The sequence below is a fragment of the Sphaerisporangium siamense genome, from assembly GCF_014205275.1.
GTDB lineage: Bacteria > Actinomycetota > Actinomycetes > Streptosporangiales > Streptosporangiaceae > Sphaerisporangium > Sphaerisporangium siamense.
This window is the reverse complement of record NZ_JACHND010000001.1, coordinates 402215-418410: the sequence shown is the minus strand read 5'-3', so window position 1 is coordinate 418410 and position 16196 is coordinate 402215. Positions and strand designations below refer to the sequence as shown.

Here is a 16196-nt window from a genome sequence, read left to right as displayed (position 1 = left end):
GGGTCTTGGGGAAGGTGCATGGCTGACCGTGTGGCAGGTGTACGGCTCGCCCCGTACACCACGTTGAGGGTGGGCGGGCCCGCCCGCGCCTTCGTGGAGGCGCACTCCGGCGACGAGCTGGTCGCGCTGGTGGCCGAGGCCGACCGCGCCGGCGAGCCGGTCCTGCTGCTCGGAGGCGGCAGCAACCTCGTGATCTCCGACGACGGCTTCGACGGCCTGGTCGTCCGGGTCGCCACGCGCGGGGTGGAGGTCCACGAGCGGGACGGCCGGGCGGTGGTCACCGCGCAGGCGGGGGAGGACTGGGACGCCCTGGCCGCCCGCGCGGTCGCGGAGGGCTGGTCCGGGGTCGAGTGCCTGTCCGGCATCCCCGGCTCGGTCGGCTCGACGCCCATCCAGAACGTCGGCGCCTACGGGCAGGAGGTCGCGCAGACGATCTCCGGCGTGCGTGTGTACGACCGGCGCTCCGGCACGCTGCTCGACCTGGACGCCGGGCAGTGCGGCTTCGCCTACCGGCACAGCGCGTTCAAAGATGATCTTTCCCGCTACGTCGTGCTGTCCGTCACCTACGAGCTGGACAGGACCGACAAGTCCGGCCCGGTGGAGTACAAGGAGCTGGCGGCGCGGCTCGGCGTGGCGATCGGCGACCGGGTCTCCCTGCACGAGGCGCGCACGGCCGTCCTGGACCTGCGCCGCGGCAAGGGCATGGTGCTGGACGCCGCCGACCCCGACACCTGTAGCGCGGGCTCGTTCTTCACCAACCCGATCCTCGACGCCGAGCGGGCCGCCGAGCTGAAGCTCCGGGCCCCGGACTTCCCCGGCTGGCCGATGCCGGCGGGCGCGGTGAAGGTTCCGGCCGCCTGGCTGATCGAGCACGCGGGCTTCCCCAAGGGCTACCGCCGCGGCCCGGCCCGCATCTCCACCAAGCACACGCTGGCGCTGACCAACCCCGGCGGCCTGCACGTCACCGGCTTCCCGACCGACCCCGAGGCCATGGCCGTCGCGCCGTCCGCCGCCGGGCACGTCGCGGAGCCGTCCCACGGGGCGGCGACGGCCGCGGACCTGCTGGCCCTGGCGCGGGAGGTCCGCGACGGCGTCGAGGCGAAGTTCGGCGTGACCCTGGTGAACGAGCCCATCCTGGTCGGCCTCACCCTCTAGTAGTGCTTTGTTAGGTCTGTTGATGGCTGTTGCGGCGTAATCGTTTCAGTGAGCGGTGGCAGGTGGGGCATGCGCCGGTCCAGGTCGCGAGCAGTAGCTGCAGCTCGCGGATGACCTTGTAGAGGGTCAGGCCGGCGCAGCCGCTTTTGGGTCCAGGCGCAGCATGGTGATGAACAGGTGTGCGGCGGTGACCAGGGTGACGTGGCGGTGCCAGCCGGTCCAGGAGCGGCCCTCGAAGTGGTCGAGTCCAAGGCCGGTCTTGAGTTCGCGGTAGTCGTGTTCGATCCGCCAGCGGATCTTTCCCAGCCGGACCAGGTCGGCCAGATCGGTGCCGGCGGGCAGACTGGACAGCCAGTACTTGACCGGCTCGTCCTCCTGTTCGGGCCACTGGGCGATCAGCCACCGCTCCGGCAGAGTGCCGTCGCTGTCACGGGCGACCCGGTGCCCGGCCGGGCGCACCCGCAGAAAGACGAACTCAGAGCTCATGATCCCTTTGGAGCCCTCCCGCCAGGTGATCGGCACCGTAGCGGCCCGGCCGGCGGCCTGGACGTGCTCGGCCAGGCTCACCGCGGTACCCGGGTAACGCAGGCCGGTCCGGACCGGGGGCCGGCCACGCCCCGGCCAGACCCGCTCGACCGGCACCACCTCAGCAGCGTGGGCCAGAGCGTCACCCTTGACCTGCACGACGTACCCGATCCCGCGTTCGTCCAAGGCGCTGCGGAACCGGCTGTTGTCGCCGTAGCCGGCGTCCGCGGCCACCAGCGGTGGCCGCACCCCCGCTTCGGCCAGGGCATCGAGCATCTCCACCGCCATCATCCACTTGGGACGGTGATGCTCATCCTCGGCAATCCCGCAACGGCCCCGCCGGGCGAGGACCTGCGGACGGGTTTCGGCGCCGGCGGCCTGGTCATCCCATGACGCCGGAACGAACAGCCGCCAATCCAGCGGGCAGGAGGCGGTGTCGGTGACCGCGTGGACACTCACCCCGATCTGGCAGTTCGCCACCTTCCCCAACGTGCCGGAGTACTGCCGGGCCACACACGGCGAGCCCGTGCCGTCCTTAGGGAAACCCGTGTCGTCGACCACCCACGCCACCGGTCCCACCACCTCGACCGCCCGGCGGGCCACCCTGGCCCGCACCGCCCCGGTGTCCCACGTCGAGGTGGTCACGAACTGCTGCAACCCTTGGTGATCCACCCCCAGCCGCTCGGCCATCGGCTGCATCGACTTACGCCGCCCCTCCAGCAGCAACCCACGCACATACGTCAGCCCCTTGGCCCGCTGATCCGAGCGGGCCAAAGGCGCGAACATCTCCGCCGCGAACGCCTCAAGACGTTGCCGCACAACCGAAAGCTCATGAGGGGTCACCGCAGCATGAAACTACCCGCACCGCCACAGCACGCCGCGACACGCCGACCTAACAAAGCACTACTAGGGGCCGTCGCGGGTCTCCGGAGCCGTGGTCAGAGCAGGGGTTCGAGGAGCAGCAGGACGCCGAACAGGGCGAAGGCGGCGGCGGCGCCGTACCGGATGACCTTCTCGGGGAGGTGCCTGCCGAGCAGGCGGCCGACGAGGATGGCGAGGGCGTCGGCGGCGACCATGCCGATCGTGGAGCCGATCCAGGTGCCGAACCAGCCGTGCCGGGTCGCCAGCGTGATCGTCGCCAGCATGGTCTTGTCGCCGAGCTCGCTGAGGAAGAAGGCCACGGTCACCGCGATCAGCGCGTTCCTGGTCGTGCGCTGGGCCTTTTGGGACTCCGCCTCGCTCAGCTCGTCGCCGCGCAGCGTCCACAGCGCGAAGCCGAGGAACGCGACGCCCGCGGCGATCGAGATGGCCGTCGTGGGGAGCGCGTCGCCGATGAGCCCGCCGAGCCCGACGCTGAACAGGTGGACCACCGCGGTCGCGATGGTGATGCCGGCGAGCACCGGCCAGGGTTTGAAGCGCGTCGCGAACGTCATGGCCATGAGCTGGCTCTTGTCGCCGAGCTCCGCCACGAAGATGACGCCGAGGCTGATCCAGAACGCTTCCACGGGGGGTCGCCCTTCCATGTTCCCGCCACCGGGCCTGGAAGCGTGCACCGCGGGAGTCTCAGGGCGCGCGACCTCGGCCCGGCGGCGTGCGTGCATTGCCACCAGGCCGAAGGTCTCGTCCGCCTCGATGCCGAGGCCCGCGCGACCGGGCTTGCGCCAGCATGTCGATCACGCGATTGGGACTACTCCCCTTCGGTGTTTCACCGCCACCATATCCGATCCACCTCCGCTCCAGCGCGACGCTCCGACGGGCAAGAGGAGGTCACGGACGCGCGGACGCCGCGAACCCCTGTCCCAGCGGGGAACTAGGGAAGGGTAAAGAATGCCGCGGCCGGGGTCAGGCGAGCAGGGAGTGGCGGTGGGCGGCGGCGGCCGCCTCGCCGCGCGTGGAGACGCCCAGCTTCGCCAGGATGTTGGACACGTGCACGCTGACCGTCTTTGCGGAGATGAACAGTTCGGCGGCGATGTCCCGGTTCGAGCGCCCGAGGGCGACAAGGCGCAGCACCTCGGTCTCCCGGGGCGTCAGGTCGGCCGGGCCCTGCCCCGGCGACGGCGTCTCGGCGACCGCCGCGCCGAGGCGGCGGCTCAGCGCCTCGACCTCGGCGGCCAGAGGCCGCGCGCCGAGCGCGGCGGCGATCTCGTGCGCCTGGCGCAGCAGCGCGGCGGCCTGGTCGCGGTCCCCGGCCGTGGCCGCGGCCTCCGCGAGGCCGGTCAGCATCCGCGCCCGGGGGAACGGGCGGCCGAGCCGCCGCCAGGACTCCTCGGCCGCCGCGAAGTCGCCGTAGAACGACAGCCGGAACGCCGCGGCGACCGGTCCGCCCTCGCCGAGCGCCGCGGCCATCTCGGTGGCACGGGCCCGCACGGCGCAGGCGGCGCCGGGGTCGACGACGGCGGCGGCCTCGCAGGTCCGCCTGCTCTGGTTCAGGGCGCGCCAGCCCAGCATGGGCTTGCTGGAGTACGCCTGGCGGGACGACTCCGACAGCAGCGTCTCGGTCACCTTGAGCGCCTGCAGCGGGTCGCCGCGCAGCAGGTGCAGGTCGATCAGCAGCCGCGTGTTGTTCATCCACTCCTGGGACAGCTCGTTGGGCTCGCCGTGCAGGGCGCCGAGCTCGCCGAGCAGCCGCTCCAGCAGCTCGACCTCGCCCCGGCACGCCGCGATGTCGGCCCGCGTCTGCAGGAGGTACCCGCGCGTCTTCGGGATCGGGTCCAGGGTGAGGGCCTGCCGGACGACCTCGACGGCCTCGTCCCAGCGGCCGAGCGAGGTGAGGGCCTCGGCGCGGTTGTTGGCGATGAAGCAGCCCGAGACGCGGTAGCGGCCGTACTTCCTGGCCAGGCCCTCGGCCTCCAGGGCGAGCTCGACGGCCTCCGCGGAGCGGCCGAGGTTGTTCAGCGCGTCCACGTTGTTGCCGAGCGCGCGCAGGACGATGCGCCCGGTCTTCAGGCCGCGTCCGATCTCGGCGGCGCGGTCGTTGGTGAGGAGCGTGGTCTCCAGGTCGCCGGCCAGGGACTGCCCGAGCGCGAGGTTGGTGAGAAGCTCGGCCTCCAGGCACTCGTCGCCGATGGTCCGGACGATGCCGAGGGCCTCCTCGGTGAGACGGCTGCCCTCGACCGTCCGGTTGACGAACATCAGGTGCGAGCCGAGCCTGGCCAGGACGTGCGCGCGGGCGTAGCCGGGTTCGGGCACCAGCCGCTCGGCGTAGGTGAGGTCGTCGAGGCCGCCCCGCCGGCCCTTGTCCGTCTTGAGCCCGGCCCGCCGCACGAGCAGGGCGGCCACCCGTTCGGGCTCGGCGGTCTCGTCCAGCTCGGCCAGCGCGGCCTTGACGAACTTCATGCCGCGTTCGGGCTCGCCGCTGATCGCCGCGGCCTCCGAGGCCAGCTCCAGGACCGTGGTGTGGTCGGCGCCGATACGTTCGGCGGCGTCGGGGACCCGGTCCCACAGCGCCAGGACGCGTTCGAGGAGCTGGATCTGCTCGGTGTAGGCGAACGCCCGCGCGGCCTTGCCCGCGGCCTCCCAGGCGGAGATCAGCGCCCACAGGTGGTCGCGGGCGGAGTACCAGTGGTGGGCGATCTCGATCGCCGCGCGGCCGGGCGGGACCAGCTTGCGGTCGCGGTCGATCTCTTCGGCGAAGCGCGCGTGGACGCGGTTGTGCTCGCCGGGCAGCATCTCGTCGTGGACGGCCTCGCGGATCAGCGCGTGGCGGAAGACGTAGGCGCGGCCGTCGGCCACCTGGATGACGTTGCGCGCGATCGCGGGCCGCAGCGCGCTCTCCAGGTCGACGTCGGACAGGCCGGTCACGGCGGCCAGCAGCGGGTGGCCGACGCGGTTGCCCCCGGCGGCGGCGACGCGCAGCACGCGCTGGGTCTCCTCGGGGAGCCGCTCGACCGAGCCGATGATGAGGTCCTGGAGCGACTCGGGGACGTTGCAGTCGTCCTCGCGCTCCATCAGCGCCTCCACGAACAGCGGGATGCCCTCGCTGCGCTGGTAGACGCTCTCGACCAGCCCGAACTCGGGGGCCGCGCCGAGGATGCCGGCGATCTGCGCGGCGACCTCCGCCTTGCTGAGGCGGGGCAGGTCGAGCCGGACTACGCCCTCCACCCGGCCGAGCTCGGCCAGGACGGGGCGCAGGGGATGCTGGCGGTGCAGCTCGTCGGAGCGGTAGGTGACGATCATCATGACCGGCGCGGTCCTGAGGTTGCGGCTCAGGAAGGCGATCAGGTCGCGGCTGGAGCGGTCGGCCCAGTGGACGTCCTCGATGACCAGGACGACCGCGCGGCGCTCGGCGAGGCGTTCCAGAAGGGTGAGGAACTGCTCGAACAGCCGTGCCCTGCCGGTCTCGGTCTCCCTGTCGCCGCTCGGCTCGCCGAACTCCGGCAGCAGCCGCGCCAGGTCGCGCGCCGCGCCGTCCGGGAGCAGGGCCGCGACGTCGGCCGCGCCCATCTCTTTGACGAGCTGGCGCAGGGCCGCGGTGAAGGGCGCGTAGGCCAGCCCTTCCGTGGACAGCTCGACGCACCCGCCGGCGAGCACGTGCGCGCCCGCGTTCGCGGCGTCGTCGGCGAAGCGCGTCACCAGGCGGGTCTTGCCGCCGCCCGCCTCGCCGCCGAGGAGCACGGCCGAGGCGGCCTCCTTGCGCGCCTGCTCGAACGCCTCGGACAGTGTTCGCAGTTCGTCTTCCCGTCCCACGAAGACGGGGCTCACCATCCGGCCCAGCATGTCTGCCAGCATGTCATGACCTTCGGGATGTAACGGACTGGTTTTCCGCAGGCAGGGCCCCGCCCGGGGGCCCGCCGGGCGGGTCACGGGGGACGGCAGGCCCGGCCGGGAGGGAGGCTCCGGCCGGGCTTCGGGGTGTTCGGTTGCCCGTTCTCGGTGTCGTCGGTGTGGTCGGTGGTCGTCCGTGCGGCCGCGCCCCCGCGGTGGCCGGCACGAACGCCGTGCCGGCCGTTCACGAGGTGCGGAGCTTGCCGAAGACGGCGCGCATCCGCCGCTGCGGACGGCTCGCGGCGGCCTTCCCGTTGGTGACCTCGCGGGCCCTGCGGTGGTCGTCGGCCTCGCGGTGCAGCTCGGCCACGCGGTCGACGATGAGCTGGTAGTGAATCTCGGGGGACATCCCGGTTCTCCTTGCGGTGTCGCTTTCTCTGACACCTCTAGACTCCGGCTAAGGCCCCCCTCCCCACATCGGGCGGATGCCTTATCTCCGGGCCTATTCCGCGCCCGGCGCCGCCTAGGCATACCTGAGGGGGCCTTAGACGGGCGAGGACGGCCCGCGTTCACGCAGGTCGGGGCGGTCGTGGTCCGGACGGCGCGGAGGGGCGGCGCCGGGCGCGGTTGGACCAACCGGGCCCCGTCGGGGATGCTGGGACCGTGTCAACTGTGACGACCTCGTTCACGGAGGTCGCGGCCTCGAACGCGACCCTCCGGGCGTTCCTGCACGGCCTGCCCGGCGTCGACCGGGTGGGCGCCGACCAGCGTGCCGCGATGCTGGGCACCCGCTCCATCAAGACCACCGCCAAGGCGCGGGCCATCGACCTGGCCATCTCCATGGTGGACCTGACCACCCTGGAAGGCGCCGACACTCCGGGCAAGGTGCGGGCGATGTGCGCCAAGGCCGTCCACCCCGACCCGGGCGACCCCTCGGTCCCGAAGGTCGCGGCCGTCTGCGTCTACCCCGACCTGGTCGGGCGCGCCGTCGAGGCGCTCGGCGACTCGGGCGTGCGGGTGGCGAGCGTGGCGACCGGCTTCCCGAGCGGCCGCACGTCGCTGGAGGTCAAGGTGCGCGACACCGAGCTGGCCGTGGCGGCGGGCGCCGACGAGATCGACATGGTGATCGACCGCGGCGCCTTCCTGTCCGGCGACTACCGCAAGGTGTTCGACGAGATCGTCGCGGTGAAGGCGGCCTGCGCCCGTGACGCCGCCGCCGGCAAGGGGGACGCCCACCTGAAGGTGATCCTGGAGACCGGCGAGCTGGCGACGTACGACAACGTGCGCCGCGCGTCCTGGCTCGCCATGATCGCGGGGGCCGACTTCGTCAAGACCTCGACCGGCAAGGTGTCCCCGGCCGCGACGCTGCCGGTCACGCTGGTGATGCTGGAGGCGGTGCGCGACTTCCGCGACCGGGCCGGCCGCATGGTGGGGGTCAAGCCCGCGGGCGGCATCCGCACCACCAAGGACGCCGTCAAGTACCTGGTCCTGGTCAACGAGACCGCGGGCGAGGACTGGCTGACCCCCGAGTGGTTCCGCCTCGGCGCCTCCAGCCTCCTCAACGACCTGCTGATGCAGCGCGGGAAGATGGCCACGGGCCGCTACTCCGGGCCGGACTACTTCACCCTCGACTGACGGCGCGCCGGGCGCCTGGTGCCCGAAATGTTCCCTCGGAGCACGCCGGGCGACCCTCTACGCTGGCAGCGTGATGTGTCGATACTTCACCCTCGACCGAGGCGGACTCCATGTTTGAGTACGCACCGGCGCCCGAGTCGCGCGACATCGTCGACATCCGGCCGACCTACGGGCTCTTCATCAACGGCGAGTGGGTCGACTCGCTGGGCGACGCCCGCGACAAGACGATCAACCCCGCGAGCGAGGAGGTCCTGGCCGAGTTCGCGCACGCCGACGAGGCCGACGTCGACCGGGCCGTCGCCGCGGCGCGCAAGGCGTACGACTCGGTCTGGGGACGGCTCCCCGGCCGCGAACGCGCCAAGTACCTGTTCAGGATCGCCCGGATCGTCCAGGAGCGCGCCCGCGAGCTGGCCGTCCTCGAATCCCTGGACAACGGCAAGCCGATCCGCGAGTCGCGCGACGTCGACCTCCCCCTGGTCGCCGCGCACTTCTTCTACTACGCCGGATGGGCCGACAAGCTGGAGCACGCGGGGCTCGGCCAGGCCCCGAGGCCGCTCGGCGTGGCCGCGCAGGTCATCCCGTGGAACTTCCCGCTGCTCATGCTGGCCTGGAAGATCGCGCCCGCGCTGGCCTGCGGCAACACCGTGGTCCTCAAGCCGGCCGAGACCACCCCGCTGACCGCGCTCGCCTTCGCCGAGATCTGCCGGCAGGCCGACCTGCCGCCCGGCGTGGTCAACATCGTCACCGGCGCGGGCGACACCGGCCGGGCGCTGGTGGACCACCCGGACGTCGACAAGGTGGCCTTCACCGGCTCCACGGAGGTCGGACGCCTGATCGCCAGGTCCGTCGCCGGGACGCGCAAGAGGGTCACGCTCGAACTGGGCGGCAAGGCCGCCAACATCGTCTTCGAGGACGCCGCGCTCGACCAGGCCGTCGAGGGCGTCGTCAACGGCATCTTCTTCAACCAGGGCCACGTCTGCTGCGCCGGCTCCCGCCTGCTCGTCCAGGAGTCGATCGCGGACGAGCTGCTGGGCGCGCTCAAGCGGCGCCTGTCCACGCTGCGCATGGGCGACCCGCTGGACAAGAACACCGACATCGGGGCGATCAACTCCGCGGCCCAGCTCGCCAAGATCAGGGAACTGAGCGAGGCGGGGGAGCGGGAGGGCGCCGAGCGCTGGTCCCCGTCCTGTCCCATCCCCGAGAAGGGATTCTGGTTCCCTCCCACCCTGTTCACCGGCGTGGCGCAGTCGCACAGGATCGCCCGGGAAGAGATCTTCGGCCCGGTCCTGTCGGTCCTGACCTTCCGCACCCCCGCCGAGGCCGTCGAGAAGGCCAACAACACGCCGTACGGCCTGTCCGCCGGGGTGTGGACCGAGAAGGGCTCGCGCATCCTGTGGATGGCCGACAGGCTCCGCGCCGGCGTGGTGTGGGCCAACACCTTCAACCGGTTCGACCCGGCGTCGCCGTTCGGCGGTTACAAGGAGTCCGGATACGGCCGCGAGGGCGGCAGGCACGGATTGGAGGCGTATCTCGATGTCCGACCCATGTGAGCACCGCAGGGGGCCGCGCCGCGCGCGGCGCGCGCAGACCACCCGGGGCCGCGCCTACGCCCGTGCCGGATACGCGGCCTCGCCCGCCCGCCGGGGCTGGTTCGCCCACCGCTGCGGGGTGAGCCGCTGCCACCAGGTCGTCGTGCAGGCGCGGCTCTCCTCGGAGGAGATGACCTGGAGAGGCGATGACTGAGCCCGGCAGGCTGGCCGTACGCAAGACGTACAAGCTGTACATCGGCGGGGCGTTCCCTCGGTCGGAGAGCGGAAGGTCCTACGCGGTGACCTCCTCCAAGGGCGATTTCCTGGCCAACGCCGCCCTGGCCTCCCGCAAGGACGCCCGTGACGCGGTGTCGGCGGCGCGCAAGGCGTTCCCCGGCTGGTCCGGGGCGACCGCCTACAACCGGGGCCAGATCCTCTACCGCGTCGCCGAGATGCTGGAGGGCCGCCGCGCCCAGTTCGCGGCCGAGCTGGTCGACGCCGACGGCGTGTCGGCGCGCAAGGCGGGCGAGCTGGTGGACGCCGCCGTCGACCGGCTGGTCTGGTACGCGGGCTGGTCGGACAAGCTCGGCGCGATCCGCGGGGCGGCCAACCCGGTCGCGGGGCCGTACTTCAACCTCTCGACCCCCGAGCCGACCGGCGTGGTGGCCGTGGTGGCGCCGCCGATGGGGCCGCTGCTCGGCCTGGTCTCGGTCGTCGCGCCGGTGATCGTCAGCGGCAACACGTGCGTGGTGGTGGCCTCCGAGCGTGCGCCGCTCCCGGCGATCACCTTCGGCGAGGTGCTGGCCACCTCCGACCTGCCCGGCGGCGTGGTGAACCTGCTCACCGGCCGGGTGGCCGAGCTGGCCCCGTGGCTGGCCTCCCACATGGACGTCAACGCCATCGACCTGACCGGCTGCCCCGCGGACCTCGCGGTGGCCTGCGAGCGCGACGCCGCCGAGAACCTCAAGCGCGTCCTGCGTCCCCCGGCCGGCAAGGTCGACTGGTTCGCCGACCCGGGCGTCGAGCGGCTGACGGCCTTCCTGGAGACCAAGACGGTCTGGCATCCGATGGGCGTGTAGCCGAAGCGGCCTCCACGGCCGCGCAAGGGGCGTCCGGCGCGTGCCGGGCGCCCCTTTTCGTCGATTGGTGCCCGCGGAAGGGCAGGGGGCGCTTGGTGTCTGCTTTGTGTAGGAATGGTATGTCTGAGGGGCGGATTCCTTCCGGCGACGGACGTGGTCTCCGGGCTGACGCGCCCGTTTCGGGAACCCGGAAAGATCCGGCCGGGCAACTGTCGGAGTCCGGCACTCGCCCGGCCCGCCGGCGGGCGTCATGATCCTGCCGAGGAGGCGATGGTGTCGACACCCCCGCGCGCCACGTCCCGCTCGCGGGGCCGGCTGGCCGTCCGGGTGCTCGCGATCGCCGCCGTGGCCTTCGTGGCCGTCTCGTTTCGCGACCGCCTGCCCGATCCCCGCGAGGTCTGGGCACTGATGACCGGCGCGCACCCCGGCTGGCTGATCGTCGCGGTGACCGCGGAGGCGGCGTCCATGCGCGCCTACGCCCGGCTGATCCGCCACCTGCTCGGCGCGGGCGGCGCGCACCTCACGCTGCACCGCGCCGTCGCCGTCACCTACGCCCGCACCGCGGTCTCCAACTCGCTGCCCGGCGGCCAGGTGCTCAGCGTCGCCTACATCACCCGGCAGCTCCGCCTGCTGGGCGCGACCACGCCGCTCATCGCCGCCGCCCTGGTGCTGGTCGCGGTGTCCTCCACGATGACGTTCCTGGCCCTCGGCGTGGTGGCGCTGCTCGCCGAGCCCGCGACCCGCGTCCCGGTCGCGTTCGGCCTGCCGGCCGCGGCCCTGGCCGTCGCGCTCGCCGTGCGGTTCCGGCCCCGGGGCGCCGCCGCGTGGCTGGCGAACCGGGGAGGCCGCGCGCGGTCCCTGGTCGAGGGACTGCGGGACGCGCGCGCGGCGATCTCGCTCACCCGCGGGGACGCGGTGGTGCTGCCGGGCCTCGCGCTGCTCAACTGGCTGCTCGACATCGCCTGCCTCGCCGCCGTGTGCCTGGCCGCGGGGGTCGCCGTCGGCCCCCACACGGTGCTGCTCGGCTACGTCGCCGCCAAGGCCGCGGGCGTGCTGGCGCTGGTGCCCGGCGGTCTCGGCATCGCCGAGCTGGGGATGGCGGCGACGTTCGCGGGGGCCGGGATGGCGGGCGCCGCGGCCGCGGCCGTGGTGGCGATCTACCGGCTGATCTCGTACTGGGGCGTGCTGATCGTGGGATGGGGCGCCTGGCTGACGCTGAACGTCATCGCGCCTGCAGGGCGTCCAGGGCGACGGCCATCGCGATGATCAGGCGGCGGTCCAGCCGGGGGTCGTGGATGTCGACGATGTACCGGTCGCGCAGGCCCCACTTGCGGTCCACCGAGAAGGCCCTCTGCGCGCCCACGCCGAAGTCGAAGTGGTAGGGCAGCCACGACAGCGAGTCGGCGAACCGGCGCAGCAGGCTCACGAGCAGGCTGCGCTCCTGGCCGGTGAAGGTGGGCATGCCCGGCTGCTGGAAGTGCCACGTCGAGCGGAGCAGGGACGCGGCGAAGTCCTTCTTGAAGAAGCCGATCGGCTGCCCGTTGTGGTCCAGGACGTCGTAGCCGCTGCCGAGGTCGATGACCTGCCGGGCCTTGAACCCGGCCAGGACGTACTGCCGGGTGTCGTCGGTGTAGAGCGTCACCTGCTCCTTGAAGGCCAGGCGCTTCTGCTCGGCGAAGGCGACCATCGGGCCTTCCGACCCGTCGGGCTGCTCCAGGTGGACCACGTAGCGGTTCACCATCATGGTGATCTTCTGGCGCACGAGCAGCCGGTGCTGCGATTGCAAGGTCGCGAAGTCCACGTCGCTCTCCATGGTCGGGGGATAGCCACTGTAGGGCCCTTCCCCCGCGGTCCGGGCTCTGAGCCGGGATGGCGGCCGAATGAACATCCCGGAACCGGGCAGAGGACAAGACCGTTGGACGAAGTGAAGAACATTCCGGGGGAGGAGAGAGATGTACCGGTCCCGAGAACACAAGATGATCGCCGGCGTCTGCGGTGGCCTCGCCGAGAAGTGGGGCTGGCGGCCCACCATGGTGCGGCTGCTGTTCCTGCTGTCCTGCGTCCTGCCCGGGCCGCAGTTCATCATCTACCTGCTCATGTGGGTTTTCATCCCCAAGGCGCCGTCCCGCGCGTCCATGGGTGGCTGGTGAGCCACCCCGCCTGAATCGTCCATTCATGGGACGTATGCTCGAAGGCGTGAGCGAAGCAACTCTACGCGCGCGGCCTCTGGCCCTCATCGAGGACGATCTCGTCGACTACGAGAAGGCCATGGACCGCATGACCGAGCTGGTCGAGGCCCGCCAGCGGGACGACAGGCCGGACACCCTGTGGCTGCTCAGCCACCCACAGGTGTTCACCACCGGGAAGCGCACGCTCCCCGAGCACCTTCCCGATCCTTCGCGGGGCATCCCGGTCGTGTCGACCGGCCGGGGTGGCCAGCTCACCTACCACGGCCCCGGCCAGCTCGTCGGGTACCTCATCGTCAAGCTCCGGCCGGACGAAGGCGTCGTCGACTACGTCCGCGAGGTCGAGCTGCGGATCGTCGACGCCCTCGGCGCGCTCGGCCTGCCCGCGGAGCGCCGCGACACCCCGCCGGGCTCGGAGCTGCTCACCGGCGTCTGGACCCGCGACACCGGCCGCAAGATCGTGTCCATCGGCATGCGGGCGAGCCGCGGCGTCACCAGCCACGGCTTCGCCCTCAACGTCGACGGCGACCTCTCCCCGTGGGGGTACGCGGTCGCCTGCGGCATGCCGGACGTCCAGATGACCTCGCTGGCGAACGAGCTCGGGCAGGCCCCCGCCGCCGAGCACGTCCGCCAGGTCGTCGCGGCGGCGTTCGGCGCCTGAGGCGGGGGTACGGCTCGCGCCAACCGTGCCGGCGCGAGCCGTACGTTCGAGGGGTCAGCCGACCGGCTCCGGGTCGCGCGCGGGCCCGCCGGTCGCGTCGTCGACGGTGCGGCGCGGCCCGGTGAACCAGCGGCGGGCGGAGACGAACCACCACACGGCGATGGCGGCCAGCACGGCCCCCACCGCGAGCGGCGCGTAGTTGACGGCCGTCCAGGTGAAGCCGTCGGCGCCCGGCACCCCGGCGGGGGCCACCGGCAGCACGAAGTAGATCGCGATCACGGCGATCTCCACGACCGCGATCCAGCCGAGCACCTTGTACCGGGGGCCGAGCGTCCACGGCCCGGGCTGGAAGGCCGCGCCCATGCGCAGCCGCAGCCAGATCGGGATCAGGAACGCCAGGTAGAGGCCGATGACCGCGATCGACACGACGGCGAGGAACGCGACCGGCACCTTGGAGCCCTCCGGCGCGTACAGGGCGGGGATCGTGATCAGCAGCGCCACGAGACAGCCCGCGACGATCGCGTTGACCGGCGTCCGGTTGCGGTCGACGCGTGACCAGAGCCGCCAGCCGGGGACCGCGCCGTCCCGGGAGAAGGCGTAGGTCATGCGGGACATCGAGGTCACGCAGCTCATCCCGCAGAAGAACTGCCCGATCGTGGAGATGCCGAAGACGACCTTCGCCAGCGTGGGCGTGAGCGCGGTCATGAAGATCGCGCTGACCTGGCCGCCCGCCGCGTTCACCGCCTCGACGTCGGTGGCGGCGAACAGGAACGACAGCAACAGCACCCAGCCGCCGATCGCCGAGTAGAAGATCGACCTCCACAGGCCCTTGGCCGCGCTCATGGCCGCGCCGTGCGTCTCCTCCGAGACATGGGCGCAGGCGTCGAAGCCGGTGATCGTGTACTGCGTGAGCAGGAAGCCGAGCGGCAGCACGTACAGCCAGAACGTCGGCCCGGTGGCGCCGGAGCCGAAGCCGGAGTGGTTGAAGGTCTCGAACAGGAAGCCGACGCTCTGGTGCTTCGCCGGGGCGAGGACCAGGATGAGCACGACCACGGCCGCGCCGGCGACGTGCCACCACACCGAGACGTTCTGCAGCACCGAGATCAGCCGGTGGCTGTAGATGTTGATCAGCGCGTGCAGGACGAGGATCACCGCGAACAGCGCGAACGTCTGCCGCAACGGGTCGCCCGCGGCCCAGCCGTCGCTGAACAGGCCGATCGTGAGGTTGAGGAACGTCGCGCAGCCGTAGTCCACGGACGCGGTGACCGCGATGAGGCCGATCAGGTTCAGCCAGCCGGTGAACCACCCGTGGACGGGCCTGCCGAGCTTCGCGGCCCACCAGTAGATGCCGCCCGCGGTCGGGTAGGCCGACACCAGCTCGGACATGCAGAAGCCGATGACGAGGATGAACGCCGAGATCAGCGGCCAGCCGACGGAGATGGCGAGCGGGCCGCCGTTGTTCCACGCCTGATAGAAGGTCGTGAAGCAGCCGGCCAGGATCGAGATGATCGAGAAGGAGATCGCGAAGTTGGAGAAGCCGCTCCAGGTTCGCGCCAGCTCCTGCTTGTATCCGAGCTGGGCCAGGCGTCGGGCGTCGTCGTCGAGGGGGGACTGCTGGGCCATCGGGCCTCCTTGCGTGCGCGGTGGTGCGGGGGGTGCGCGGGGACGGGGCAGCGGATGGCCGGGGCGGAGCGGGCGCTCTACCGGGGCCGGTCGGGGGGACGGGGAGGCGACGGCGTGCGGGGCCGGGCGGGCGCGCGGCGTCCCCTGGCGTCGTCGATGAGCGGGCCGAACTCGGGGGCGTCCAGGTCGCGCGCGGCCCGCGCGAACTTGCCCGCCGCTTCGGCGTCGTAGTCGAAGCCGGCGGCGGCGGCCCGGTCGGCGAGCAGGCCGTGGTGGACGCTGAACCACAGCGTCCACGTCAGGTTCGACATGATCAGATGGAGCCTGACCCTCGCCGCGGGCTCCTCGTCCCCGAAGTAGGCGCGGGTCAGCCGCGTGACCATCTCGGGGTCGTACTCGGCCTCCGCGGCGATGTCGCCGAGCTCGAAGGCGGGGTCGTTGTTGCCGGACAGCTGGTAGTCGACGATGCGCACGGCGGCGCCGTCGAGGATGAAGTTGGCGGGCAGCAGGTCGTTGTGACAGGGGACGTCGGGCGGGCGGCGCGCCTCCAGCGCCGCCTCGATCTCGGGGACGACGGGCAGACGGTCCTCGAAGCCGTCCGGGGTCCTCAGCTCGTGGGCCCGGCACAGGGCCAGCAGCTCCTCCAGCTTGCGGAAGATCGAGAAGTCGGTGGCGAAGCGCGGGCCCGCGTGCAGGCGGCGGCAGGCGTCCGCGACGCGCCCGGTCATCGCCGGATCGCGGACGGCCGCCGCGTCGAGGGTGACGCCGTCGATGTGCTCCAGCAGCACCGCGCCGGGGAGCCGCAGGAGCACCCGCGCGCCGACCCCGGCGTCCGCCGCGCGCTCGGTGTTGGCGATCTCCAGGTCGAGGGGGATGCCGAGCCCGGCGGCGGACACGCGCGGGTCGAGGACGCGCAGCACCCAGCGCTCGCCCGTGCCGGTCTCGACGCGGACGACGTGGTGGCTGAGCCCGCCCGTGATCGGGGTGTGGACGACGGGGCGGCCCGCCCATGCCGCGACGCGTTCGAGTGCCGAGGCGAGCACATCTGGCACGCGGGCCTCCTTTGGTCTACCTTCAGACCATTGATCCGATTCCACGG

At 72.2% G+C, this 16196-nt stretch carries 15 protein-coding genes; 8 read left to right on the top strand and 7 right to left on the bottom strand.

Going from position 1 to position 16196, the window contains the following annotated elements; translation table 11 throughout:
• Nucleotides 1-18 precede the first annotated feature (18 nt).
• A complete protein-coding gene (locus BJ982_RS01865; protein WP_184875955.1) occupies nt 19-1155 on the top strand; it encodes a UDP-N-acetylmuramate dehydrogenase in 1137 nt (378 codons plus the stop codon).
• Between the two features lie 126 nt (nt 1156-1281).
• Here the strand turns inward: BJ982_RS01865 and BJ982_RS01860 are convergent, their stop codons facing one another.
• The 4 genes from BJ982_RS01860 to BJ982_RS01845 all read right to left on the bottom strand — a co-directional run bounded on the left by BJ982_RS01860 (nt 1282) and on the right by BJ982_RS01845 (nt 6793).
• Complete coding sequence (locus BJ982_RS01860; RefSeq protein ID WP_184875953.1) at nt 1282-2523, bottom strand: IS701 family transposase; 1242 nt, start codon at nt 2521-2523, stop codon at nt 1282-1284.
• A 95-nt stretch (nt 2524-2618) separates the two neighbouring features.
• Nucleotides 2619-3185 carry a TMEM165/GDT1 family protein gene (locus BJ982_RS01855; protein ID WP_203959464.1) on the bottom strand — a complete coding sequence of 189 codons (567 nt, stop codon included), beginning with the start codon at nt 3183-3185 and terminating at the stop codon, nt 2619-2621.
• A 337-nt stretch (nt 3186-3522) separates the two neighbouring features.
• Nucleotides 3523-6408 (bottom strand): ATP-binding protein, encoded by a 2886-nt coding sequence (locus tag BJ982_RS40205; RefSeq protein ID WP_184875949.1) that lies wholly within the window; start codon nt 6406-6408, stop codon nt 3523-3525.
• A gap of 220 nt (nt 6409-6628) precedes the next feature.
• On the bottom strand, nt 6629-6793 hold the full coding sequence (locus BJ982_RS01845) for a hypothetical protein (RefSeq protein ID WP_184875947.1): 165 nt from the start codon (nt 6791-6793) through the stop codon (nt 6629-6631).
• Nucleotides 6794-7056: 263 nt separating this feature from the next.
• Here BJ982_RS01845 and deoC point away from each other — a divergent pair, with 263 nt between their 5' ends.
• The 5 genes from deoC to BJ982_RS01820 all read left to right on the top strand — a co-directional run bounded on the left by deoC (nt 7057) and on the right by BJ982_RS01820 (nt 11893).
• Nucleotides 7057-8019: a deoxyribose-phosphate aldolase gene (gene deoC / locus BJ982_RS01840; protein WP_184888331.1), complete on the top strand. Its 963-nt coding sequence runs from the start codon at nt 7057-7059 to the stop codon at nt 8017-8019.
• 110 nt (nt 8020-8129) lie between these two features.
• Nucleotides 8130-9569, top strand: a complete 1440-nt coding sequence (locus tag BJ982_RS01835; protein WP_184875945.1) for an aldehyde dehydrogenase family protein — start codon at nt 8130-8132, stop codon at nt 9567-9569.
• Entirely contained in the window at nt 9553-9762 is a 210-nt protein-coding gene (locus tag BJ982_RS01830; protein WP_184875943.1) for a hypothetical protein, read from the top strand. The genes BJ982_RS01835 and BJ982_RS01830 overlap by 17 nt, the downstream gene beginning before the upstream one ends.
• Nucleotides 9755-10627 carry an aldehyde dehydrogenase family protein gene (locus BJ982_RS01825; RefSeq protein ID WP_184875941.1) on the top strand — a complete coding sequence of 291 codons (873 nt, stop codon included), beginning with the start codon at nt 9755-9757 and terminating at the stop codon, nt 10625-10627. Before BJ982_RS01830 ends, BJ982_RS01825 begins: the two co-directional genes overlap by 8 nt.
• A gap of 270 nt (nt 10628-10897) precedes the next feature.
• Nucleotides 10898-11893, top strand: a complete 996-nt coding sequence (locus BJ982_RS01820; protein WP_184875939.1) for a lysylphosphatidylglycerol synthase transmembrane domain-containing protein — start codon at nt 10898-10900, stop codon at nt 11891-11893.
• On the opposite strand, the gene BJ982_RS01815 is transcribed toward BJ982_RS01820, so the two are convergent.
• Nucleotides 11850-12440 (bottom strand): LURP-one-related family protein, encoded by a 591-nt coding sequence (locus BJ982_RS01815; RefSeq protein ID WP_184875937.1) that lies wholly within the window; start codon nt 12438-12440, stop codon nt 11850-11852. The genes BJ982_RS01820 and BJ982_RS01815 overlap by 44 nt on opposite strands.
• 139 nt (nt 12441-12579) lie before the next feature.
• Here BJ982_RS01815 and BJ982_RS01810 point away from each other — a divergent pair, with 139 nt between their 5' ends.
• Complete coding sequence (locus tag BJ982_RS01810) at nt 12580-12777, top strand: PspC domain-containing protein (RefSeq protein ID WP_184608545.1); 198 nt, start codon at nt 12580-12582, stop codon at nt 12775-12777.
• A gap of 46 nt (nt 12778-12823) precedes the next feature.
• Complete coding sequence (lipB, locus tag BJ982_RS01805) at nt 12824-13474, top strand: lipoyl(octanoyl) transferase LipB (protein WP_239123724.1); 651 nt, start codon at nt 12824-12826, stop codon at nt 13472-13474.
• Nucleotides 13475-13528: 54 nt separating this feature from the next.
• On the opposite strand, the gene BJ982_RS01800 is transcribed toward lipB, so the two are convergent.
• Nucleotides 13529-15097: an amino acid permease gene (locus BJ982_RS01800; protein ID WP_184875935.1), complete on the bottom strand. Its 1569-nt coding sequence runs from the start codon at nt 15095-15097 to the stop codon at nt 13529-13531.
• A gap of 77 nt (nt 15098-15174) precedes the next feature.
• Nucleotides 15175-16149 carry a phosphotransferase gene (locus BJ982_RS40200; RefSeq protein WP_184875933.1) on the bottom strand — a complete coding sequence of 325 codons (975 nt, stop codon included), beginning with the start codon at nt 16147-16149 and terminating at the stop codon, nt 15175-15177.
• Nucleotides 16150-16196 lie beyond the last annotated feature (47 nt).